The sequence below is a fragment of the Nocardia sp. NPDC051052 genome (assembly GCF_044456045.1).
Taxonomy (GTDB): Bacteria; Actinomycetota; Actinomycetes; order Mycobacteriales; family Mycobacteriaceae; genus Nocardia.
In genome coordinates this window covers 70,105-93,405 of record NZ_JBITFL010000016.1, presented here as the reverse complement: position 1 = coordinate 93,405, position 23,301 = coordinate 70,105, and the positions used below count along the sequence as shown (strand labels likewise).

The 23,301-nt window shown below is 66.2% G+C and carries 20 protein-coding genes; 11 read left to right on the top strand and 9 right to left on the bottom strand.

Features of this window, described 5'->3' with window-relative positions:
• Window positions 1-62 precede the first annotated feature (62 nt).
• Window positions 63-557, top strand: coding sequence for a phosphoribosyltransferase (locus ACIBCN_RS38315; protein WP_396997000.1), 495 nt, complete (start codon window positions 63-65; stop codon window positions 555-557).
• Window positions 558-560: 3 nt separating this feature from the next.
• On the opposite strand, the gene ACIBCN_RS38310 is transcribed toward ACIBCN_RS38315, so the two are convergent.
• Both ACIBCN_RS38310 and ACIBCN_RS38305 read right to left on the bottom strand, forming a co-directional pair.
• Entirely contained in the window at window positions 561-950 is a 390-nt protein-coding gene (locus ACIBCN_RS38310; protein ID WP_396997119.1) for a MarR family winged helix-turn-helix transcriptional regulator, read from the bottom strand.
• 449 nt (window positions 951-1,399) lie between these two features.
• Entirely contained in the window at window positions 1,400-4,006 is a 2,607-nt protein-coding gene (locus ACIBCN_RS38305) for a valine--tRNA ligase (protein WP_396996999.1), read from the bottom strand.
• Window positions 4,007-4,559: 553 nt separating this feature from the next.
• On the opposite strand from ACIBCN_RS38305, the gene ACIBCN_RS38300 reads away from it, so the two are divergent.
• Genes ACIBCN_RS38300 through ACIBCN_RS38260 form a run of 9 tightly spaced genes read left to right on the top strand, consistent with a single transcriptional unit; the run spans window position 4,560 to window position 13,862 of the window.
• The gene (locus ACIBCN_RS38300) at window positions 4,560-5,465 is read left to right on the top strand and encodes a TauD/TfdA family dioxygenase (RefSeq protein ID WP_396996998.1); all 906 of its coding nucleotides are present in this window, start codon (window positions 4,560-4,562) and stop codon (window positions 5,463-5,465) included.
• 1 nt (window position 5,466) lies between these two features.
• Entirely contained in the window at window positions 5,467-6,567 is a 1,101-nt protein-coding gene (locus tag ACIBCN_RS38295; RefSeq protein ID WP_396996997.1) for a pyridoxal phosphate-dependent aminotransferase, read from the top strand.
• A gap of 8 nt (window positions 6,568-6,575) precedes the next feature.
• Complete coding sequence (locus ACIBCN_RS38290) at window positions 6,576-7,466, top strand: isocitrate lyase/phosphoenolpyruvate mutase family protein (RefSeq protein ID WP_396996996.1); 891 nt, start codon at window positions 6,576-6,578, stop codon at window positions 7,464-7,466.
• Window positions 7,463-8,575 carry a thiamine pyrophosphate-dependent enzyme gene (locus tag ACIBCN_RS38285; protein WP_396996995.1) on the top strand — a complete coding sequence of 371 codons (1,113 nt, stop codon included), beginning with the start codon at window positions 7,463-7,465 and terminating at the stop codon, window positions 8,573-8,575. The genes ACIBCN_RS38290 and ACIBCN_RS38285 overlap by 4 nt, the downstream gene beginning before the upstream one ends.
• Window positions 8,572-9,732: an iron-containing alcohol dehydrogenase gene (locus ACIBCN_RS38280; protein WP_396996994.1), complete on the top strand. Its 1,161-nt coding sequence runs from the start codon at window positions 8,572-8,574 to the stop codon at window positions 9,730-9,732. The genes ACIBCN_RS38285 and ACIBCN_RS38280 overlap by 4 nt, the downstream gene beginning before the upstream one ends.
• Entirely contained in the window at window positions 9,725-10,750 is a 1,026-nt protein-coding gene (locus tag ACIBCN_RS38275; RefSeq protein WP_396996993.1) for a GNAT family N-acetyltransferase, read from the top strand. The genes ACIBCN_RS38280 and ACIBCN_RS38275 overlap by 8 nt, the downstream gene beginning before the upstream one ends.
• The gene (locus ACIBCN_RS38270; protein ID WP_396996992.1) at window positions 10,747-11,943 is read left to right on the top strand and encodes a GNAT family N-acetyltransferase; all 1,197 of its coding nucleotides are present in this window, start codon (window positions 10,747-10,749) and stop codon (window positions 11,941-11,943) included. The genes ACIBCN_RS38275 and ACIBCN_RS38270 overlap by 4 nt, the downstream gene beginning before the upstream one ends.
• Window positions 11,943-13,157 carry an MFS transporter gene (locus tag ACIBCN_RS38265; protein ID WP_396996991.1) on the top strand — a complete coding sequence of 405 codons (1,215 nt, stop codon included), beginning with the start codon at window positions 11,943-11,945 and terminating at the stop codon, window positions 13,155-13,157. Before ACIBCN_RS38270 ends, ACIBCN_RS38265 begins: the two co-directional genes overlap by 1 nt.
• A gap of 12 nt (window positions 13,158-13,169) precedes the next feature.
• A complete protein-coding gene (locus tag ACIBCN_RS38260; protein WP_396996990.1) occupies window positions 13,170-13,862 on the top strand; it encodes an aspartyl/asparaginyl beta-hydroxylase domain-containing protein in 693 nt (230 codons plus the stop codon).
• 305 nt (window positions 13,863-14,167) lie between these two features.
• On the opposite strand, the gene ACIBCN_RS38255 is transcribed toward ACIBCN_RS38260, so the two are convergent.
• Window positions 14,168-14,989, bottom strand: a complete 822-nt coding sequence (locus ACIBCN_RS38255) for a dienelactone hydrolase family protein (protein WP_396996989.1) — start codon at window positions 14,987-14,989, stop codon at window positions 14,168-14,170.
• A gap of 73 nt (window positions 14,990-15,062) precedes the next feature.
• Between ACIBCN_RS38255 and ACIBCN_RS38250 the strand changes: the two genes are divergently transcribed.
• Window positions 15,063-16,049, top strand: coding sequence for a GlxA family transcriptional regulator (locus ACIBCN_RS38250; RefSeq protein WP_396996988.1), 987 nt, complete (start codon window positions 15,063-15,065; stop codon window positions 16,047-16,049).
• Between the two features lie 28 nt (window positions 16,050-16,077).
• Here the strand turns inward: ACIBCN_RS38250 and ACIBCN_RS38245 are convergent, their stop codons facing one another.
• The 6 genes from ACIBCN_RS38245 to ACIBCN_RS38220 form a co-directional block, all read right to left on the bottom strand.
• Window positions 16,078-16,386, bottom strand: a complete 309-nt coding sequence (locus ACIBCN_RS38245) for a hypothetical protein (RefSeq protein ID WP_396996987.1) — start codon at window positions 16,384-16,386, stop codon at window positions 16,078-16,080.
• 22 nt (window positions 16,387-16,408) lie between these two features.
• A complete protein-coding gene (locus tag ACIBCN_RS38240; RefSeq protein WP_396996986.1) occupies window positions 16,409-18,670 on the bottom strand; it encodes a hypothetical protein in 2,262 nt (753 codons plus the stop codon).
• Between the two features lie 212 nt (window positions 18,671-18,882).
• Window positions 18,883-19,881, bottom strand: a complete 999-nt coding sequence (locus ACIBCN_RS38235) for a pyridoxal phosphate-dependent aminotransferase (protein ID WP_396996985.1) — start codon at window positions 19,879-19,881, stop codon at window positions 18,883-18,885.
• Window positions 19,882-19,888: 7 nt separating this feature from the next.
• On the bottom strand, window positions 19,889-20,911 hold the full coding sequence (locus tag ACIBCN_RS38230; protein WP_396996984.1) for a 3-oxoacyl-ACP synthase III family protein: 1,023 nt from the start codon (window positions 20,909-20,911) through the stop codon (window positions 19,889-19,891).
• The gene (locus tag ACIBCN_RS38225; RefSeq protein ID WP_396996983.1) at window positions 20,911-21,582 is read right to left on the bottom strand and encodes an SRPBCC family protein; all 672 of its coding nucleotides are present in this window, start codon (window positions 21,580-21,582) and stop codon (window positions 20,911-20,913) included. Before ACIBCN_RS38225 ends, ACIBCN_RS38230 begins: the two co-directional genes overlap by 1 nt.
• Window positions 21,579-23,297 (bottom strand): thiamine pyrophosphate-binding protein, encoded by a 1,719-nt coding sequence (locus ACIBCN_RS38220; protein ID WP_396996982.1) that lies wholly within the window; start codon window positions 23,295-23,297, stop codon window positions 21,579-21,581. Before ACIBCN_RS38220 ends, ACIBCN_RS38225 begins: the two co-directional genes overlap by 4 nt.
• Window positions 23,298-23,301: the final 4 nt, after the last annotated feature.

Here is a 23,301-nt window from a genome sequence, read left to right as displayed (position 1 = left end):
CGGCCACATCGTGGCTACTCGTATGCTCTGTGCGCAGTCGCGACGAGGGAGATGGAGGATCCATGGCGGATCGGGAAGTGCTGAGCTGGGAGTTGTTCGGTTCGGCGAGTCGGGAGTTGGCGACCACGATCGCGGACGACGGGTTCGAGCCCGACCTGATCCTGTCGATCGCCCGTGGCGGGCTGTTCGTCGCGGGCGCGCTCGGGTACGCCCTCGACGTGAAAAACCTGCACGTCATGAACGTGGAGTTCTACACCGGCATCGACCAGCGCCTCGACCTGCCGGTGATGTTGCCGCCGGTGCCGCAGGCGGTCGACCTAGCCGGTGCCACCGTGCTGGTCGCCGACGACGTGGCCGACACCGGCGCCACCCTCAAACTGGTGCGCGACTTCTGTGAACACCACGTCGCCGAGGTCCGCTGCGCGGTGATCTATCAGAAGCCGCGCTCAGAGGTCGAGTGCGAATACGTCTGGAAGCACACCGACCGCTGGATCAACTTCCCGTGGTCCACCCAGCCGCCGGTGGTGCAGCGCCAGGTCAAGGTGCTCGACGCCTGACCCTCAGCGTTCCTTTCGCCCCTCGGCGAGCGCGTCGAGGCGTTCGCCGAGCGCGTTGACCTGATCGCGCAGGGCGATCAGGTTGTCGATCGGATACCCGACCGACGCCATCACCGACTCGATCATCTCGCGGGCTTGGCGTTGCAGGGCGAGGCCCGCGTCGGTCGCGCGGAGCTCCACCGAGCGGCGGTCGTGGGCGCTGCGCACGCTTTCCACGAAGCCGTGCGACTGTAGTCGCTGGATCAGCGGCGAGACGGTGCCGTAGTCGAGGCGCAGTTGTTCGCCCAGCTCCTTCATCGTCATCCCGGGCCGTTCCCACAGCGCGAGCAGGGCGAGGTACTGCGGGTAGGTGATTTCCATCGCCTCGAGGAACGGCCGGTAGGCCGCGGTCATCGAGCGTGACGTGGAGTACAGGGCGAAACACAGCTGGTTCGCCAACGACAGCAGGTCGTGGTCGGAATCCCCGGGGGTTGCGGTGGTGCCCGGCGCTGCGGCCGGTTCGACACGCACCGCGGAACTGGGATGCGCTACTTCGGGCATTCAATCACCTTACGCCAGCGAGTTTGCTGCTGCTCATGTGCCTTTACGGTGCTTATCCGACGGTCAACGGGCAGTCGCCCAAATCGTTGCTGGCGCAACACCGGCGGTGCCACCTATGGCTTCCGGCCGGCCTACGCCACGCGGCACGCCTGGAAACCGGAGACCGAGTGCTCGTGGCCGCAGACAATGGGCCTCGAGCCCCTCGGCGACCTCTTGGACGCTGGCGCCCCGATGACAACGTAACCGTCGCAGTCGCCGAACAGCAACGATGTTGGCGGACAATGGTTCTCACGTCAGCATGACTACTCGAGCAGTGCTTCGAGTCGGCGCTGAATTCTGTCGATCTCGTTCTGAGCCTTGTCCTTTCGGGCGCGAATTCCTTCGATGATGTCCGCTGGTGCCTTGGCCAGGAAACTGTGGTTGCCTAGTTTCTTCAACGTACTGTCGAGCTCTTTCTGTGCGACAGCGACGTCTTTTTCCAGTCGGCGGCGCTCGCGTTCGACGTCGATGGCTTGCGACAGATCGAGACTGATTCGAGCCGCACCGATCGGCAACGTCGCTGTCGGGCTGAATTCGTTGCCGACGGTTTCGAGCCGGAGCAGGTGCCGGATCGCGGGTTCGTGTGGCAGCAGTGCGGGGGTCAGTCCGAGACGGGCGGGCACCGGTCGGCTGGTTCGCACACCTTGTTCGGAGCGGAACCGGCGGACTTCGGTCACGAGGTGCTGCAGCTCGGCGATCTCGGCTTCTGCCACCGTATCGCGGTAGCCGGTGGCGGTCGGCCACGACGCGATGACGATGGATTCCGCGCCGGTGAGAGTGGTCCACAGTTTCTCGGTGACGAAGGGAATTATCGGATGCAGTAACCGCAGCAACGTGTCGAGGACGTGGCCGAGGACACGTCGAGATTTTTCGGCCGGGTCGCCGCCTGCTGCGTAGGTTGCCTTGGCAAGTTCGAGGTACCAGTCGAAGACTTCGTCCCAAGCGAAGTGATAGATCGTTTCGGTCAGTTTCGCGAATCGATAGGTGTCGAAGAGCGTATCTGCCTCGGCGACAACGGTATCGAGTCGAGACAGAATCCATCGATCAACCGATGACAACTGTTCTGGCCGCGGGAGCGGGCCGGTCGTGGTGGCTCCGTTGAGCAGGGCGAAGCGTGTGGCGTTCCAGACCTTGGTGGTGAAGTTGCGTGCACCTTCGACGGATTCCTCGGCGATCGGTGCATCGGTGCCGGGGTTGGCGGCGCGGGCAAGAGCGAAACGCAAGGCGTCGGTGCCGTAGGTGTCCATCCATTCGATCGGATCGACCACGTTGCCAAAGCTTTTCGACATCTTCTTGCCGTGCTTGTCGCGGACCATGCCATGCAGGGCTATCACCTTGAAGGGTGGCTCGCCGGTGGCGTAGAGCCCGAACATCATCATCCGGGCGATCCAGAAGAACAGCAGATCGTAGCCGGTGAACAGCACCGAGTTGGGATAGAACTTGGTCAGGCTCTCGGTGTCGGCGGGCCAGCCCAGCGTGGAAAACGGCCACAACGCGGAGGAGAACCAGGTGTCGAGGACGTCAGGGTCTTGCACCCAGCCGTGTGGCGGCGTGTCATCGGGGCCGACGCAGACGACTTCGCCCTCAGGTCCGTACCAGATCGGGATGCGGTGGCCCCACCACAGCTGGCGTGAGATGTTCCAGTCGCGCAGGTTGTCGATCCACGCGAAGTAGCGGTCGGCCAACTCGGGTGGATGGATGCTGACCTTGCCCCCGCGCACCGCGTCACCGGCGGCCTCGGCCAGCGGTGCGACTTGGACCCACCATTGCATCGACGGGCGTGGCTCGATGGCGGTGCCGCAGCGTGAGCAGTGTCCCACCGCGTGCACGTACGGTCGTTTCTCGGCGACGACGCGTCCTTCCGCACGCAGCGCGGCGACCACGGCGCTACAGGCTTCGAGCCGGTCGAGTCCCTGGAACGGGCCGGGGACGATGATGGTCGCTCGTTCGTCCATGATCGTGAGCGAGGGCAGGTTGTGGCGTTGCCCGATCTCGAAATCGTTGGGGCCGTGGGCCGGTGTCACTTTTACTGCGCCGCTGCCGAATCCGGGGTCAACTTGGTCGTCGGCGACGACAGGGATGCGGCGCCCGGTCAGGGGCAGTTCGATGTCGCGGCCGACGAGGTGGCGGTAGCGGTCGTCGTCGGGGTGCACGGCGACGGCGGTGTCGCCTAGCATGGTCTCGACGCGGGTCGTGGCGACCACGATCGAGTCCGCACCGTCGCCGTAGCGGATGGAGACCAGCTCGCCGTCGAGGTCTTTGTGGTCGACTTCGATGTCGGAGATCGAGGTGGCGCAGCGCGGGCACCAGCTGATGATGCGTTCGGCGCGGTAGATCAGCTCGTCGTGGTAGAGGCGCTGGAAGACTGTCTGAACCGCGCGGGACAGCCCCTCGTCCATGGTGAAGCGTTCGCGATCCCAGTCAACGCCGTCGCCGAGGCGGCGCATTTGGCCGGAGATCGCTGCACCGGACTGTTCTTTCCATTGCCATACGCGTTGCTCGAACGCTTCGCGGCCGAGGTCGTGGCGGGAGAGTCCTTCTTTGGCGAGTTCACGTTCGACGACGTTCTGCGTGGCGATGCCCGCGTGGTCCATGCCGGGCTGCCACAGGGTCTCGAAGCCTTGCATGCGCTTGCGGCGAGTTATGGCGTCGATCTGGGTGTGTTCGTAGGCATGGCCCATGTGCAGGCGGCCGGTGACGTTCGGCGGCGGAATGACCACGGAGTAGGCGGGCTTGTCGCTGGCGGCATCGGCGGCGAAGTAACCTCTGTCTACCCACCGTGCGTACAGCTCGCCTTCGAGTTCTACCGGTACGAAAGTCGTCGGCAGGGTCGTCGGGTCGATGCTGTTGTGCGGGTGGGTTCCGGTCACAAACGCAGCATATTGCCTGGGCTCCGTCGATTGGTCGAGACGGTGAACCTGCTGGTCCCGAAGTAGTTCGCGGCGAGTCAGTGTCCCCAAATGTGCTCTGGGCACCCCTGCGACGGCACCGTCGATGCCGTCAAATCCTTTGTCTTGACAGGAAGTTCGCGTCAGCGGAGCCGACCGATCAGAACGGTGATAACGGCGCTGATCGCGCGCGATCGCAAACATCGGGTGTTCGTCTCGTGATACCCGCCCGTAGCCCATCAGCGTGAGCTCTGCGCAATCCCGATGACGTTACGATCACAACCGAGTGCAAATGCAACTGAGCGGCAACCGTTATAGCGAGGCATCGGCGTGATGTCGCCTGAGCGTCGATACAAACCGCGCATTCGGTCCGAAACCTTTTAATAGAACCAACGGCGAAACCTGCCCGTTGACGGCCCGCAGTCGGCAGTCTACAGTGGAGAACGAATTAACCCAGGGTTACGTTTAGGTTAACAATTTGCGGCGATCAAAAGTGGTCGTCGGCTGTTTTCGATAAACTACTTGGGGGGATTCGATGTCCAATTCTTCTGTGCCCGCTCGCGCGCTGGCCGCAGCTACTTATGAATCCGACGGTTTCGACGAATGTCGAGTGCCCATTAGTGGCGCACTGCGGACGCTTCTGCTGTCGGCGGAAGAACTCGATCCCGAACAGCGGTCGGCGACTCGGCTCGAGCTGCTCGAGCTGCTCCGCCGCTATGTCGATGACGGTCCTGGTTTGTTGGTCCTCACGGGCATACCGGTGGAGATCGACGTGGCAAGAGCCGCGCTGCTGCGGTTGACGTCCCTACTCGGTGCGCCGCTGCCGCAGAACCGAGAAGGGTTGCTCGTCAAGGACGTTCGTGATCGTGGCACTGCGATCGGCGAAGGCGAGCGGGCCCGATATTCGGACTCCCGTTTCGGGGGCAACCTGCACACCGACGGGGTTGAGGCGCCACTTCCGGCGCCGGAAGTGTTCACCCTGCTCTGCGTCCGCCAATCCGAACGGGGTGGCGCACTACAGGTGGTGCACGTCCGGGATCTGGTCCGTGCGCTGTCGGAGTGGCCCGAAGTGCTGGAGACGCTGCGTGAGCCGTTCCATTTCGACCGGCGTGGCGACCAGGAGCGGGGCGAACCGCCGACGGTGCGGAAACCGGTGTTGTTCGAGCAGCGCGAACGGCAGGCCATTGCTTATCTGCGTAGTTATATCGAACTCGGCCACGAACATTCCAGTTCGACGCCGCTGACCGACCGTCAACGTCGGGCATTGGATACGTTGGATCGAATTATCGGAACGCTCGCGCTCACCCGGGTGGGAAAATTGCGCGAGGGCGAGCTGGCTATTTTCGATAATCTGTCTTTATTGCACGGTCGAACGGAATTCGAGGACGATTTCGCGCATACGCGGCTGTTGTTGCGCACCTGGATACGGCTGTCCGACTGAAATGCGCGATCTTATCGACCTCTCTTCGGGGCAGGTGGTCGAAGCGATGCCCGACGCCGCGATCAAGGCGCTGGCCGACGTCGTTTCGAAAGAACAGATCACCTGCTACGCGCCGATATACGGCGAACCAGCGCTTCGGGCCGCGGTCGCAGGCCATTACGCGAACCGCGGCGGGACGGACTCGGACTTGGACGACATCACCATCACCGCCGGAGCAAGGCATGGGCTGTTCTGTGCGACGGCAGTGGTGGCTCGCGGCGGAGAAGTGCTTGTTCCCCAGCCGCATTGGAGTCACTATCCGGAAGTGATGCGGCTGGCCGGCGCCCATCCGGTGTTCGTACCCGGACTGCCCGCGACTGGCCTGCTTGTGGATCCGGACCTCTTGGAAGCCGCCCGCACACCGGCGACGAAGGCGGTGATCGTCAACAGTCCGGTCAACCCGACCGGGGCCGTGTACGACTCGTCTACGATGGCGGCGATCCGCGACTGGGCACGGCGGCTGGGCGTTCGCCTCATCGTCGACGACATCTACTGGGCCTACGGGGACGAGGGCGCCGCAGGCCCGCAGGCGAACGAGCACGAGGTTGTCGTGGGCGGCGCGGCAAAGGTGCACGCGTTGGCGGGGGTGCGGGTCGGCTGGGTCTGGGCGGATCCGGCAGTGACGGCGGCCGTACGCGGCGTCGTCGAACACACAACCGGCCCGGTCAGCACGCTGGCCCAGGCGGCGGTCACGGCGGTACTCGATAACGACAGCGGGATGCCGGATCGCGTGCGCAGGGTGACCAGGCAACGCGTGCACGCCATCCGGGCCATGGCCGACGTTCCGTTGCTGCGGGTAGTACGCCCGCGCGGCGGCATCTACCTGTGCCTCGACGCGTCGGCGCTCGCGGCGGTACAGCCGCAGTGGCGCGATGACCGCCTCTTGTGCGCGGTACTGGCCGAACAAGCCGGAGTTCGACTGCGGGCCGGTTCGACCTTCGGGTTGCCGGGCCACCTCCGGATGTGCGTGGCGGTACCGCCGGATGTGCTGTCGGAAGCCGCACGCCGTCTGGCCGTATTCGTGCGAGCGGCGAAAACAACAACGGACATCAAGAGTGACTAGGGGGAAGCATGACCCAGAATTTCGTGGAAACCGCTCAGGCGCCAGGCATCCGGGCAGCGCTACTGCGGCAGGCATTCGCCGATGGCAAGCTGCTGCGGGTGGCCGGCGCCCATGACGGGCTCACCGCACGGTTGGTCGCCGAGGCCGGCTTCGACGCGGTGTGGGCATCCGGGCTGGAAATCTCCGCTGCGCATGGTCTGCCCGACATCAGCCTGCTCGGCATGGGGGAATTCCTGACCGCCGCGGAGACGATCCAACGAGCGGTGTCCTTACCCGTAATAGCTGACTGCGACACCGGATTCGGTAACGACCGCAACGCCGCGTTCACCATGATGCGCTACGAAGCCGCCGGAATCGCCGCCGTTTGTATCGAGGACAAGGTTTTCCCAAAACGGAACAGCTTCGTGGATTCGGGGCAGGAGCTCCTCGGCGCCGAGGAGTTCGGGTTGAAGTTGCGGGCGGCGAAGGACGCGCAACGATTCCCGGACACCGTACTGATGGCCAGGACCGAAGCCTTCATCTGCGACCTCGGCGTCGATGAAGCACTTCGCCGCTGCCACCACTATGTCGACGTCGGCGCGGACGCGGTTTTGGTGCACTCCAAGGCGGTCGAGTCGGCGGAGGTGCTCTCGTTCATGGATCGCTGGCAGCACCGGGCCCCCGTTGCCATCGTGCCGACGACCTACGTGCAGTTCTCCGTCTCGGAAGCGAAGAACGCGGGAATCGCCATGGTGATCTACGCGAACCAGGGAATGCGGGCGACGGTGCGCGCGGTGCGCGACGCATGGGCGACCGTGCTCGCCGACGGGTCGACGACCGCGATCGAGTCCACTATCGCCACAGTGAAGGACATTTTCGAGTTGTCGGGGATGAATCAGTGGTTGGGCAACGCCAAATGAGCGATGCGCTGCCCGCGGCGGAGTTGGTGGCGGCGCTGCGTGCGTTCGGGGTACAGCGGGTGACCGGGGTGCCGTGCGGTCACCTCGCCGGACCGTGGACACTGTTCGATCGTGCCGGAGACCTGATGCCCGCCGCGTCGGAGGGTGCCGCGCTCGCGATCGCCGCAGGCTGGGAGCTCGGGGGTGCGCAGGCCGCGGTCCTGTGCCAGAACTCGGGATTCGGCAACCTTGTCAATCCGCTCACCTCGCTGGTCCTGCCCTATCGCATCCCGGTGTTGGTGGTGATGACCCTGCGCGGTTGGCCGGATCCGTCGGGCGACGAACCCCAGCACGCGGTGATGGGTGCGAGCAGTCGCGCGTTGCTGACGGAACTCGGCGTCGCACATGAGGTACTCCGGCCGAACGGCCTCGGTGCGGCTTTGGCGGATGCGGCGCGGGCGCGCGCCGAGGATCGCCCGTTTTTTCTATTGGTACCCAGAGGATCGATCGGACCGTATCTGGGAGCACCGCCCACGGTGGGGCCGATGGCTAGCACGGAATTGACTCGCGCCAAGGTTGTTTCGGAACTTCTCGACCGGTTGACCGGGCAACTGCTCGTCACCACTACCGGGTACCTGTCACGCCAGGTACATCACGAACGGGATCGGCCCGAAACCCTGTACATGCAAGGTTCCATGGGGCATGCCGCCGCGATCGGGCTCGGCCTGGCGACCGCTCGGCCCGACCGGGGCGTGGTGGTGTTGGACGGTGACGGTGCGTTCATGATGCATCTTGGCACCGGATCGACCGTCGCCGCGGCCGGTGCGGACAATCTGGTGCACATCGTCGTCGACAACCGCTGTTACGAGTCGACCGGTTGCCAGCGTTCTACTTCGGATGGCATGGACTGGCCCGCGCTCGGCATCGGTCTCGGCTATCGCACGGTGCTGAGCTGTGCGGATGAGCGGTCGCTCGCCGAAACTCTGGAAAGCGCACTGAAATCGTCCGGACCTGTGCTGTGTGTGCTACGGGTAGCCCCGACACCGGACGAGGTGCACCCCAGGGCGACAGCGGACATCGGGCTCGACGTGATCGCTGAGCGGTTCCGCGCCACTGGACTCCAGTCATGACGACCAGAATCCTCACGGGCAGGGGCACATTCGACAGACTTGCCGACATCGCCGAGTGGGACTCGCGCAGTGTCTTCGTCGTCGCGAGTGCGGGGACGGCGAAGCGGCTCATGCTTGATCGCGTGCTGCCGCCAGGGGCACGGCTGTTCTCCCAGTTCCGGCCGAATCCGACCTTCGAACAGGCGCTGGCGGCGGCACGGGCGCGGCACGTGTGCGATGCCGAGCTCGTGGTCGGTATCGGCGGCGGCTCGGCGTTGGATGTGGCGAAGGCCGCGCGTGCCCTGCCCGTCGAAGAATCCGCGGCCGCAGATGTTCTCGACGGCAGGCGCGCACCGCTGGCAAACGCGCGGCTGATACTCGTGCCGACGACGGCAGGACCAGGCAGCGAGGTGACCCGATTCGCCGCGCTCTACCGGGGAAGTCGCAAATTCTCGCTCGACGCCCCCGATATCCAGGCCGATACCGCACTCGTCGACCCGGCGCTGACGGACTGCTGCGGGGCGGCGCAGACCTGGAGTTGCGCGTTCGATGCCCTGGCTCACGCGGTGGAATCGCTGTGGTCGACCCGGTCGACCGAGCAGTCGCGCAGGTACGCGGAGGCGGCGCTGAGTCTGCTGATACCGATTCTGCGCGACGCGGACCCGCTGCCCTCGCACACCGAGCGTGATCGACTCAGCGAAGCCGCGATCCTCGCCGGCCAGGCCATCGACCGCACTCGCACCACGGCCGCGCACGCACTGGCCTATCCGCTCACCTCGTATCTGGGTTTGCGGCACGGTCACGCCTGCGCCCTGAATTTGACCTGGTTGGCCACCATGATCGAGGCCGCGGAACCAGGTGACCTCGCCGACGCACGAGGGCCCGACGCCGTTGTTTCCGCCATCGCGACCCTGCGACGACTCTTCGGGGCGCACGGCCAAGCTCTTGGCCAGGTGATCCAGGGCCTGCTCCGCGCACGCGGCCTGCCGACACGCTGCCACACCGACGGCGGCACGGCGCTGGTCGACATCGTGGTCGCGGAAGGTCTGGCGTCCAATCGGATCAGCGGCACCCCCATTGTTCTCCATTCGGCGTCGGTCGCGGCGGCGATGGGAGATCTGCTTCGCCCGCGCGGGGGGCCGTGCGGGAGCCGAGCGAAGGAGTTATCTGATGTATGACCTACTGGACGAGACCACCGCCGGAGGACTGGCGGTTCGGATACTCCACACAGCCGATGATCTCGGGCCCGACTGGGACGAGTTGGCCGAAGACCTGGACGCGCCGGTGTTCCATACCACCGGATTCATGCGAGCATACGAACGCAACCCCGTACAGAGCATCGCGCGGCCTCGATACCTGGAAGTCCGTGACAGCCAGGACAAGCTGCGCGCCGCCGCACCCGCATACGTTCAGGGTGACCCGCTGAGTCTGCTGGGATTGGGCGAGGGCGGATCGGCCTTCCTGTCTCCTATGTGGCATTGCCCGGGCGCGCGTGTGCTCGCCCGCGACGAGGAGTCCCTGCGGGTACTCGGGCAGGCATTCGGCAGGCAGGCCGCGGCAGTCGGGTGCGCGCAGTGGGGGTTCATCAACGTGGAAGGCAGCGCGGACCCTATCCGGTCCTTGGCGACACAAGGGTTCAAGCAGCAGGAACTGGTGCCGCGCTGGGTTCTGCCCCGCGAACTCGCCCCGGACCGGCCGACGTATCTGGCCTCGTTGCACGGCTCCGCGCGGCGTGAGTTCGGTCGTCAACTTCGCCGAGCCGAAGACCATGGGGCACAAAGCTTTGTGCACCGCGCCGACTACCCGGGTCTGTCGGACTTGATGGAATTCGTAGCGGCCACCGCGACAAGGGCGGGCTCCCCGAAGTACTACAACCCGCCCAAACTCGCGGCATTCCTGCACGAGCTCGGCGAGCCTGTCCGGGTGCTCGAGGTCCGCGACCGCGACGGTGCCACCTTGTCGGTCGGGGTGTCGTTCCTGGAGAAGACCCGGCTGCAGTACTGGGCGGCTGGCTACCGGCGCGACCGCGCCGACATCAAGTTCAGTCCGTACTACCGGATGTGGTGGGACATGCTGGAGCTGATGTGGGCCAGCGGTGTCGAGGTCGCCGAGTGTGGGCGGCTCAACGAGCCGTTCAAACAGAAGATGGGTCTGGTGCCCCGGTACCAGATCGCGATGACCGGGCCTGCCGCATGACCGCGCACCGCACTGCGAGCGGTGTCGACGCGGACGCTCTCACCATCACCGAATGCGGCCTCGCCGAGTCCCCGGCGGAATGGGACGACCTGGCTCCGGCGACCGGCATCGGCTTCTACTCCTCGCGCTCCTGGAATCTGGCCATGCGGGGGCAGAACGGCGCGCGCGAGAGCGTCGTGATCGCGCGAGACAGCGGCGGCAGGCTTCGAGCCGTGTTGCCGATATTCCGGTACGACAGTGGACCCGGCAACTCTCATCTGCATCCCGGGACGCTCTTCGGCGGTGCCAGCCACGTGTCCGATCCCGTCGCGCGTCGCTGGGAGCCGGTCACCGTGGTCGGCAGCGCCTCCGGCTACGGCACGACACCGGTCGTCTCTGGGGATCTGACCGCGTGGTCCGCCGCGGTGAACCGCGCAGGCGCGGCACCGGCGGGCACGGTACTCATACCCCATCTCACCGGCGCGGATGTGACCCGGCTGCGGACCGTGCTGCCGGACCGGCCCGCGCTGCTGACCTCGGTGCGGGTGTCGGTGCCGGTGCCGACCGTGCCGGAGGCCGATTACGAGGACACGCTTCGCAAACGAGACCGTGACCGGGTCCGATGGGAACGCGGTCTGCTGAAGCGGGGTGGCCGCGTCATTGCCGTGGAACCCATCACGGAAGCCAATGTCGAGGAAATCGCCGAGCTCCAGGAGAAAACCCAGCGGCGACACGACACCTACGGGGACACAAGACAATTCGTCGAACGCTACCGGCAGATCAGGTCCGTGTTCGGGGACAGGTTGTTCGCTTTCGTCTGCCGCCATGAGGGCAGAGCGATCGGGTCCTTGTCGTGCATCGAACACGGCACCACACTGATCGGTCGTTCCGCGGGCCTCGACTACGACCGGGTCGGCCGATACGCCGAGTACTTCAATCTGATGATCCACGAACCCCTGCGCTACTGTCTGCGGCGCGGCTTGCGCGAAATCGATCTCGGAGTGGCCGGATACCGCCAGAAACTCCTGCGTGGCGGCCAGCCGGTCCCGGTGTGGTCGATACTGCTCCACCCGCCATCGAGCTGGACCCAGGAAGACACCGTCGAACACAACCGCGGCACCGCGCAGAGTCTGCGCGCGGACCTCGGTCCGATGTGCCCACCGGAACTCGCCGAGTGTTTCGAGCGCATCCAGCGGACTGGAACGGCCATGTGATGCTGCGCAATCCGGCATTCCGGCTCCTGCTCGGCGCCCGCACCCTGTCCACCCTGTGCACCGGCCTCGACATCGTCGTGCTCGCATGGTTGGTGATCGTGCTCGGCGGTACACCGATGACGCTCGCGGTCATGGCGGCACTCAGCGCGGGCGCTGGCGTGCCCGCCGCGTTCTTCGGCGGTCCACTTATCGACCGGTTCTCGCGCCGCGCGGTCACCGTCGCCACCGAAGCGGGCCGGATCCTCCCCGTCGGTGTCGTCCCACTACTCGCGGCCTTCGGTGAACTGCGAATCTGGCATGTGCTGGCGGTCAGCGCCTGGGTCAGTGGACTCTATTCGCTCTCGGCGGCCAGCTACGGCGCGCTCCTGCCGCAACTATTCGACCGAGCGAATCTGTTGCGTGCCAACGGGTTGTGGCAAGCGGCATCACAGGTGGGCGTCTTCATCGGCGCGGCGCTGGGCGGGATGGCGATCCCGGTCATCGGCGCGGCGAACTCGCTGCTGCTCGGCATTTCGGGACGGGTGGTGATTGTCGCCGCCCTCCTTGCGATGCACCTGCCGCGCATGCAACGTCCGTCCGCGAAACGAACCAGCGGGCTTCTCTTCCGCGACATGGCGCAAGCATGGAGTCTCCTGCGCGAGCACCGGGCGCTGATGTGGACCACGTTGTTCGTCGCAGTGCCTGGCAGCCTGATTTCCGGCATCAACGCCGTGCTGCCGGCATTCGTCAACAATGACAACCACTTGGGCGCAACCGATTACGGCCTCATCGACGCCGCGTGGGGCGTCGGTGCCTTCGTCGCGAGCGTGCTGTGCGTCAGAATGCCGAACCTCGCAGGGAACCACCGATACCTCGCCGGTTCCCTGCTGCTCACCGGCGTGGCCATGACCTTGCTCGCGACTGCCCGCGATCTGCCCTGGTCGCTGTTGTTCGCTGGGCTCGTCGGTGGCACTGCGCTCGGCTCGCTCGTGCTGTTCCGCGCTCAGGTCCAAGCCGAAGCCCCACCGGAACACACCGGGCGGATTCTGGCGATGTCGCAACTCGTGCTGTCGGCGCTCTGGTTCGGTGTAGCGCTCGGCCTCGGCGCGCTCACCCTGTTCATGACAGTGCGCGCGGTAATCGTGACGTGGGGCGTGCTGATCGTCCTGAGCGGATTCGCGGCACGACGACTGCTCGTCCCTCAACTACCGGACAAAATCCCGACCAACACCTAAGGAAGCTCAGCCATGAAAGGTTCGCTCAGCATCAATCAACCTGTTGTCCGCAACGCCGTCAACAGCTATTTCCTGCGCGCAAGCGGAAAAGAACAGCGGTTCCGCATCATGTCGCCGTACAAACTTTTTCCGGAGGCGCGAGTGCTGGAATCTCAATTCGACCAGATCAAAAAGGAGGTGACCGAACTCATCGCCGAACGTCATCTGCCACAGTATCGTGATATCGATCCGATTCGGGCCGCGGAGGTCTCCGACAACTGGCGACTGTACTACGCCTATATGCTCGGCGTGCCGAATCCTCGAGCGTACCGGGACTGCCCGACCATCGTCTCGTTCGCTGAACGTACCCCGAGTGTGGTCAACGCCTTCATTTCGATCCTCGAACCCGGAGTGAAACTCAACGCACACAACGGCCCCTACGCCGGAATCCTTCGATACCATCTTGCGCTGAAGGTGCCGTCCACCAACCCGCCCAAACTCCGTGTAGACACCGAATACCACACCTGGCGCGAGCGTGAGAGCGTGCTGATCGACGATACCTTCGAACACGAGGTCAGCAATGAAAGTGACGAAGACAGAATCGTGCTGATCATTGATATCCGACGGCCGATGGGCTTTCTGCGGGACAAGGTGAACCAGGCCAGCCTGCGAATGAAGCGCAAATGGTCCGATCAATACATCGGCAGCACCAACGGCGATATCTGACCCACTGCTCCCTCAGCGATCCTGCGAGCGGACGCCGCTACTGCGGCGATGCCGGACTCCCCTGATGTCGAGTCCGGAACCGTCGTCGCAGAGAAATGAGTAGGACGGCGCGCGCGACAATCGCTGATCGAGCCGCCGTAGTCGTGGGCCGTGGATTGGGCGGCGGCCGAGTCGGATTCGTTCCAGCCCAATATTCAGGGCGTCCGAGGTTGACGCTGCCGAGTGAGCGTGATGTTCCGCGCTATGAACTACTCATTTGTCGCGAACTCGCCGCAAAATGAGTGTCCTTCCGGGCATTCAATCACTTACGCCAGCTGCTCCAGGAGGAAGGTGATGATTTCGTCGCGGGCCGCGACGGTAGGCTCGCCCGCCGCGTCGACCAGATGCGCGGTGACCACACTGTGCGGGCAGCCGATGATCTGTGAGAAGAACGGCGGCGAATCGGGATTCGCGGCCTCGGCGGGCAACACCCGCGACTCGAAGCGCGGACCGAGCGCCGCGGCATAGGCGGCGAAACGCTGCTCGGTACAGAAGCGGTCGCCCTCGAAACGATAGGCCCGCACCACCAGATCCTCGCGATCGAGCCGCTCCCGCACGGCCGCCAGCTCCCCGGGCGAGATCTCCAAACCACCGGGCTCGTCCAGCGGCAGCGACGGCTGGCACAGCACCGGCGCCAGCATCGCGGGTTCGAGCATCATGGTGAGCGCGAAATTGCCGGTGAAGCACATACCCACCGCACCGACGCCCTGACCACCGCATTCGTTGTGGGCAAAGGCCGCGAGGGCACGCAGCCACACCGCCACCGGACTGGACGTGCCCGCGCCGAAGGCCCGGAATTCCGCACTGACGCAGGCGCGTCTGAACACCTGTATGCCGGCCTCTGCCTCGGGGTAGGCGCCGTCGCGGCCGAACAGTGCGGGCAGGTAGACCCGGAGCCCACTATCCCGCACCCAGCGAGCGAAACGCGCCACATCGGGGCTGATGCCGGGCATTTCCGCCATCACGATGACCGCCGGTCCGGTGCCACTGACATACACCGTGCGGGTGACTCCATTGAGCGTGATCGGCCGCGGTGTGAAATCGGCGAGGTCATCGTCGCGAGAGTCCTGCGGGAGAGATTGCTGCACACAGGAATCCTGTCGCACCAGGTCGGCACACCACCATTGGCGATATCGCCATACTTCGGTCTAATCTCGCCAGGTGATTACGCACCTCGCGCTGGACGGTGTGCTCGAAGGAGCGCTCGGCCTTGGCATCGACGTCGTCGACACGGCCGCCACGCTCGCCGGTGACCTGACGGGCGGAGCGCTGCGCCAGCGCGTCGTATCCGTCGACGGGTCATCGATCCGATCCGGTGGCGGGCGACTCATCGGTGTCGATACCGAAACGCCCTTCGCCTCAGCCACATTCGGGACCGGCGACGTCTTGGTGATACCAGGCCCGGGCGCCGCCACCGAAGCGCGCGTCGAGGAACTGCTGACCCGGCGCGATACGGTGCTGGCCGTCGAAACCATCCGGCGGGCCGCCGATTCCGGCGCGACGGTGGCCGCCTCCTGCTCGGCCACCTTCGTGCTCGCCGCCACCGGACTCCTGTCGGGCCGCGCCGCCACCACCAACTGGTGGCTGGCTCCGCTGTTCGCCCGCCGCTTCCCCGAGGTCGCCCTGCAAGCCGATCGCATGGTCGTCGATAGCGGCGAAATACTGACCGCCGGTGCGGCTTTCGCCCACACCGACCTGCTGCTGCGGCTGGTCGCCCGCCTCGGCGGCGGCGCCCTCGCCGAGCAGGTGGCCCGCTATCTGGTGCTCGACGCACGCATGTCGCAGTCGCGGTACATGGTGCTCGAGCATCTACGCGCCACCGACCCGGCGCTGCGCACAGTCCAGCAGTACGTGCACGCCAATCTGAATCGCCAGCTCTCGCTCGACGAATTAGCCAGGGCCGCAACGGTTTCGCCGCGCACCCTGGCTCGGCGTATCCGCGACCGGCTTGGCGTGTCCCCCACCGAGTACGTGCATCGGCTGCGGGTCGGACAGGCCGCGATCCTGCTCACCACCACCCGAGAACCCGTCGACGCGATAGCAAGCCAAGTTGGTTACGCCGATCCGGCCGCCTTCCGCCGCATCTATCGTCGGTACACCGGTGAGACACCCACCGCCACCCGCACGCGCGCGGCCGAATCGACCTGATCGGCGATATGGTCCGGAAAGGCGCCGGCTACCGGTGGGCGTTGCCTGCCTCCATCGCGTCCATGGTGTCGGCGGCACTCCGTTGGCCGTCCGCGTAGCCACCGAACGTGGTCGCCATCTGTTCGATCGCGGCGAGCAGGTTTTCGCGGGCCGCGATATATCCCTTGTCGCCGTCGGCGAACTTGCCGCCGAAACTGTCCTTGCCCCAGGGGGTACCGCCGCCGCTCACCACGCCGCGCAGCGTGCCGAGCGTGCGCGAGATGCTGTCGTGGATCCCGTCGCTCTCCACTGCCGCTTTTCGCAGCTGGTTGGTGTCGACCTCGACGATGCTTGCCATTTGTCTACTCTCCGTTCGTCATCTAGCGGTTCAGCGTGAAGGGCACATCCACGCCCTCGCCGGTTCCCTCAGGTGAAAGGTCGTCTTCGGCCTCATCGCCGAACACCCAGGCGCGGGCGTCCGGCGCCTCGGGTGCGTGGAAAACGCCGGGCAGCGGCTCCCAGTACGGAAGCCGTTTCGGGCGGGTCTTGGCCTTCATGTCCTTGCTTGCACCCAGGAAAGGATCTGGTGGAGCGGCCCGGTGATGGTCTGGTGGGACAGGAGGATTCGTGTTTCCGCGGGAGTGGGTAGAGCCGGTGTCGCGCGACGGTGCCGTCGAGGGCGGGTGGGTGATCGCGGCACCCGAGCCGGAGGCGCCGGACGTGCTCGACCGATCGCCGACCGATCCGCTCGGCATCGGAGATCCGGGGATCGGGCTGACCGAACGTGTCTCGCCGCCGACGGACGAGCCGAGGGGAGATACGGACGGCGCGGTCCCCTCGACCAGTGCCCCGCGACCGGCGGGCGGCTGCCATCCGCCGTCGACCGAGGCCTCCCACGAGGTGGGTGGCACGAATCCATTACGACCCGACGACCGGCCCGATCCCGTGGACCCCTGGTCGCCGCTCGACCCGTGCACCGACGACTGAGTGCCGCCGCTCGATCCGCGCACCGACGGCTGACTGTCGCCGCTCGACGCATGCGCCGAGGAACGATCTCCGCCGAGCGACTCCTGCGCGGTGCGGTACGACTCCCGTGCGGTGTGGAACGACTGCCCTTGACTGTCCAACGTCCCGCGGCCGGTGTGGAACGACCGCCCTTGGCTGTCGAGCGTCCCCCGGTCGGAATGGAACGACCGCCCATCGCTGTCGAGCGTCCCCCGACTGCCGCCGTCGCTGCGACCCGACCCCGTGCTGCCTCCCGAGTTCACCGACGGCGGGCCCTGATGAGATCCCGAACCGTTGGTCACCACCGGGGCCGAATGCGAATTCTGCGATCCCCCAACACTTGTCATCACAGACGGCGCAGACCCAGTCCCACGCGACGAGCCTTCACTCCGCACCGCAGACGGCGCAGATCCGGTCCTATGCGAACTGCTCTGCACACTTCGACCGCCCGAAACCTCCGACCCCCGAGAGCCCGAACCGCCTCGGCCGCCACTGTTCAGCGACTGCATCTCGATCGAGGATCCGCCGGACGATCGAGTCGAACCGTCATGCACCGAGCTACCCCGGCTCGCCGCATTCGACGGCGGCGTCCGCGGCGAGCCCGGCTTGTGCATCCACAGCGGATACCGCACATCGGATCGCGAGATCGGGCTCGACTTCGCGAAGGCGCCGCGCGCGCCACCGACGAGTCCGCCGCGCGCGGCACCGCCGACCCAGCCTTGGGGTGTCGTGAACGACGACCAGTCTCCGGTCGCCACACCGACGGCGAGGTTTCCCGATGCCGAGCCGACCACGCCCGCCCCGGCGCCGATGAACGCGCCGCGCCCGGTGCGCCCCCACACATTGTTCAGCTGCCTGCCGGCGAGCTTGTCGATCCCGTTGCCCAGGTACCGCGCGAACTCGCGCGACGGCAGCGCTGACGCGACCGACGCGAACACGGACACGCCGAATTCTTTGCCGTCGAAGTGCCGCCGCTTCCCGTCGGCCATCTGGCCGAGCTGCACCGCGGCGTTCAATCCGCCTGACGTGACGGCGGTTTCGGCGAACTTCACGCCGTAAACGCCCCAGCCCTTGGCGGTCGGCAGCACAAACCGCCCGCCGGCCAACGTCTTCCAGAAGTACCGCTTCTCGGCCGAAGCACCCAGCTTGCGCGCCAGGTTCTGAATCATCTTCTGCACCATGTCCTCGAACACCCGCAGGAACGAGCGGGTGGTCGTGACCGCGGCGGCCTCCACGGCGGGCGCGGTCGGCGGAAACATCCACGCCCACAGGATCTCCATCGCCAGCCAGACCAGCGAGATGACGATCGTGAGCTTGGTCGCCTGCAGCTGGGTGCCCAGGTCGAAGGTCGAGTCCGAGATCTGCTCCAGGTACTGCGCCAGCGATTCCAGCGATTGGTCGCCGCTGCGGAGCCCGTCGAACAGGTGGCCCATCTCCTCGGCGGCGTGGCCCTGCGGATAGGCCCGCACGGTGCCCTGCTTGGCCGTGTCGATGTGCGCGAGCTGCGCTTTCAGCTCCTGGCTCGCGGTCTTCCATGCCGCGGCGATCGCCCACATCGCGTCCTCGTCGCCGTCCGGCCACGTCGACCCGGCGATCCAGCCGAGCCAGCGGAGATCCTCGGGGAGGTCCATGCTCACGCGACTTCCCCCTCCGGCTCATCCCTCGCGATCGGCGACTCTCCTCGCGCGACGCGGAGGGGTCGATATCCACGATGACCCACGAGGAACCGTCTGCGCCACGCGAACCGGCCCAGGTCGCGACGAGTTCACTTACCGGTCACCGGCGCATTGCTCAATGGACCGACACTGGTTGCAGCAGTTCGTGTTTCAACGTATTAGGGAGAGCGGCGTCACCGTGCCGCGGTGACGACCGCCGTCGTCGCCGCGGTGTCGCCGACGGTGATCCGGATACCGGTGGCGCAGTGCTTCACTTGAATGCCGTCCCGGGCGAAGCCCACGCGCAGCCGGTCGAGCTCGGCGGGGGCACAGCCGGACAGGTAGACGAAGTTCGCGGCGCTGGTCGGCACCCGGTAGCCGAGCTCGCGCAGGGCCGCGGTGAGTATGCCGCATTCGCGGGTGATCGTCTCGGTGCGCAGCGCCAATTCCGCCTCCGCGGCATAGCAGGCGCGGACACCGGCCTCGGCCAGCGCGGTCATCCCGAAAGGCAGCTGCCAGCGGCGTATTCGCGCGATCACCGGCGCCGCGCCGAAGGCGTAACCGACGCGCAGCGCGGCGAGCCCGTACGCCTTGGAGAACGTGCGCGTCACGACCAGGTTGGGGTGCCGTTCGACCAGCGCGGCGGTGTCGGCACGGTCGCCGGGCGGCACGAAATCGATGTACGCCTCGTCGAAAACGACGGTCACCGACGGGTCGGTGCGTTCGAGGAACCCGGCGAGCGCGTCGTGCCGCAGGCAGGTGCCGGTGGGATTGTGCGGACTGCACAGCACGACCACCGCCGTGCCGGGGTCGATGGTCGCCGACATCGCCGCCAGATCCTGATGGCCGTCGCGCGTCAACGGCACTTCGACGACCCGGCCGCCCACCGTGTCGGTGAGCAGCGGGTAGCCGTCGAAGGTCGGTGCCGCCATCACGACGGCCGCGCCGGGCGTCACGAACTCCTGCAGGATATGCATGATCACGCCGGTCGCCCCCGCGCCGACCACGACGCGATCCGGTGGGTAACCGAGCCGCTCCGCGATCAGCCCGGGCAGCCTGCGCGGCAGGAATTCGGGATAGCGATTGGCCGCGACCAGCGCGTCCGTCAGCGCCGCCCGCACCGAAGGCAGTGGGCCGTACGGGTTCTCGTTGAGCGAAAGCTGGTGACCGAGTTGCGCGGGGTGCACAATCATCGGCTCCTCAGCGCCCGCCCCAGCGCACCGCGGCTGCCGCGGCGAAGTCACCGGCGTGGGCGAAACCGGCGAACATTACCAGCGATCCGGCGGGCACCCGGCCCGCCCGCACGGCCTGGTCGAAGGTGACGGGCATGCCCGCGGCGAACAGGTTTCCGCATTCGTCGAAGGTGTCGGGGTGCCGTTCGATCGGTAGTTGCAGGGCGTCGCGCCAGTTGCGCAGGAAGGCGCGGTTCGGCTGGTTGGTCACCAGCACGTCCAGGTCTTCCGATCGCACGCCGATGCGGGCGCACACGGCGTGTGCCGCCTCCGGGACGATGCGGTTACCGCGGGCAAGAACTTTCGCGATCTTGGACTCGGTGAAGCCGACATGCAGTTGGCCCGTGCCTGCTTCCCAATACTTGCGCGGCGGATCGGCGACCACCGTCATCTGCCCGGCGAACTCCGGGAGATGACGGGTCTCGATATCGAGAATCGGTGAGTCGCCGGATTTGACGAGCAGCCCGACGCCGGCGCCATCGCCGGGGACGGCGGCCTGCGGCTTGCCGCGCACCTGGTCCTGGGTGAATATCTGGCCCGCGGCGTTCTGCACGGTCACGATCAGCGCGGAGCGCGCGTCGCTGCTCGTCAGGATCTGCCGCGCGACCTTCATAGCGTGGATAAAGGCGGCGCATCCGCCGTTGTGCAGGTCGATCAGCCACTCCGGGGTGATCCCCAACCGCTCGGCGATCTCGCCGCCGTTGCCGACGATAAAGGTCTCCGGCATCTGGGTGTGCACGATGAGAATGTCGACCTCGTCGAGCAATGCGGTGCCGCGCCGCTCCACCATCGCGGCGATGGCCTGTTCGGCCATATCGGCGGGCGTTTCGCCGGGGGCGATGTGGCTGCGGAACGGCGGCGCCTTGAACATCGCGCTCGAGATAGCGTCTTCGGGCGAGGCGTAGCGGGCGAAATAGTCCGCGCTGACCCGATTTTTGGGCAGGTAGCTGGAAACGTCGACGAGGCTGACGGTGTCGGTCGCGGTGCTCATCAGCTCATCCACTCCGGCTTGATCGGCTGCCCGTTGGCGTGGCGGTGTTCGCAGATCGCCTTCACATTGCGCAGTTCCAGCAGATGGCCCGCGTAGAAGATATTCCAGAAATCGCCGACCCAGACCGGGCGCTCCGGCGGCGCGGTCTCCGGGTAGCCGTTCTCGTCGTAGAACGGGTGGTGACAATTGGTCCACAGGACAACCGATCCCGGCTTGTTCAGCACCACCTGCGCGTCGGCGACCCGCATCATGTAGACCATCCAGAGGTGGTCGGGCTGATCCCAGGCGCAGTGGTAGTCGACGGTGCGCGCGGCGGCATTGGCGACGGTCCGGGTGTAGATGCGGGTGTGATCGCCGATGCGATCGTCGGACACCCACAGGTCCGGCTTATCGGTCCGCTCGAAACCCCGCATGCTGTAGGTCCATTCGCACAGGCTCCTGGTGTCGGCGAGATAGTCGAACACCTCGTCCGGCGGCGCCGCGATGAACTCGTGCACGGTGCAGAACTGTCCATACACCTCGTCGTGCGGATACACCGCGCGGGTCATCTCGAGAACCATCGGCATGGCCTGTTTCAGGCTCATATTGTCGACCCGATACACACCGGGAACGTCGATGTCCGGAGCTTCGATGGGCTCGGCCTTGCTCGGGGCCGGTGCGGTGTCGGTCATGCGGTGATCTCCTTCAGAAACGGCGCGAACGGTGGAATTTCGTCTGGGTCGCAGAGGATTTCGATGAATACGGGACCTTTCGCATCGTGGGTCGCGTCGAGCGCGGCCTCGAATGCCGCGCGAGTGTCGGTGGAGTAGGCCGGAATACGCGGGAACATCGCCGCGACCGCGGCACCGATGCGCGCGGGGCCGAATCTGTTGTAGGTGTAATCGCCGGAGTAGTAGAGCTGTTCGCGGGTCACGCACATCGCGTGCGCGTTGTTGTTGAAGATCACGAAGGTCACCGGCACGTGATGCTCGACGGCGGTGTGTACCTCGTGGCCGTGCATGAAATAGGCGCCGTCTCCGGCGATTACGAATGTCCTGCGACGCCGGCCCATCGCGCTGCCGATGCCCGCGCCGAACGCGTAGCCCATGCCGCCCATGCCGAGGGCGATGACGAAGCGGCTATCGGGCGGCACCGGAAGGTGATGCACGGCCGCCGCGCCCGTATTGCCCGCGTCGACAACGACATCCGTGCCCGGCGTGAGCCTTGCGTTGATCGCTTCGATCGCGTCGCGGTAGCGCACCCCCGGACCGGAGGTCGACGGGACGCGCAGTGCGGGAGACGGTATCGGCCGCGGCGGCTCGTATCCAGGTTTCGCGGGCGCTGTTGCCGACGCGACCTCCAAGAGCCGGGTCCGGAGCGGCCCGCGCAGCCACGCGTCTGTCCGCACGAACGCCGGCTCCGCGCCCACGTGCCACACCGTGGGGCAATTTGCCAGTGCCGCTTCGAGACCGGCGCGCGCCAGCACCGGCATCTGAGTGCCTACCAACACGCACACGGCGGCATCGCCGAGGAGCTCGGCGACCCGAGGATGGCCCATGCTGCCCGCGATACCCACGAACAGCGGGTGGTCGTTCGGGAAGGCGTCCTTGGCATCCGGCGTCACCGCCACCACCGCGCGCAGCGCCCTTGCCATGATCACGAGTTCGGCCCTGGCATCGGCGCGCGCCACCTCGGGCCCCGCGACGATCACCGTCAAGCCGGTACCCACGGCAGCGGCAACGAGTGCGAGCACCTCGTCTTGGGTGTCCGGCGCATCGCGAACAAACCTCTGGCCGAAGAGCAGACCGTCCCGGGCCGCGAAGCCCGCATCCGGCATCGGCTGGGACTGAATGTCCTTGGGCAGCAACAGCACCGCCGGTCCGCCTGCCATCGCGACTTCGATCGCCCGCTCGACGGCCGCGGTGACATCCTCGGGCCGGGTGAGCTTCACACAGCACCGCGCCACCGATCCGAACAGCCGCTCCGCATCGATCCGCCCAGCGCCGCCACTGGTGTCCTGAAACGCCCCATGACCCTCGAGCGCGAGCGGTGGCTGCCCTACCAGGGCCAGCACCGGAACTCGCGAATCGAACGATTCCCCCAGTGCCGCAATCAGATTCAAGGCGCCGCCACCCGAGGTGGCGGCCACGACGCCGAGCCGGTTGGTGGTGCGCGCGTAGCCGTCGGCCATGGTCGCGGCGCCGAACTCGTGCTTGGCGACGATGCCGGTGATCGGCGCCGCGCTGCGGTGTACCGCGTCGTAGAGGTCTTCGATATTCGCGCCGCCGACACCGAAAACGTGATCGCTGTGCTCGGCGATCAGGTCAACAATGCGGTCGGCGACGGATTTTCGGTACTCGACGGCCGTTTCGCTCGCCGTTTCCAAAATACATCGCGTGCGATTCATCGCA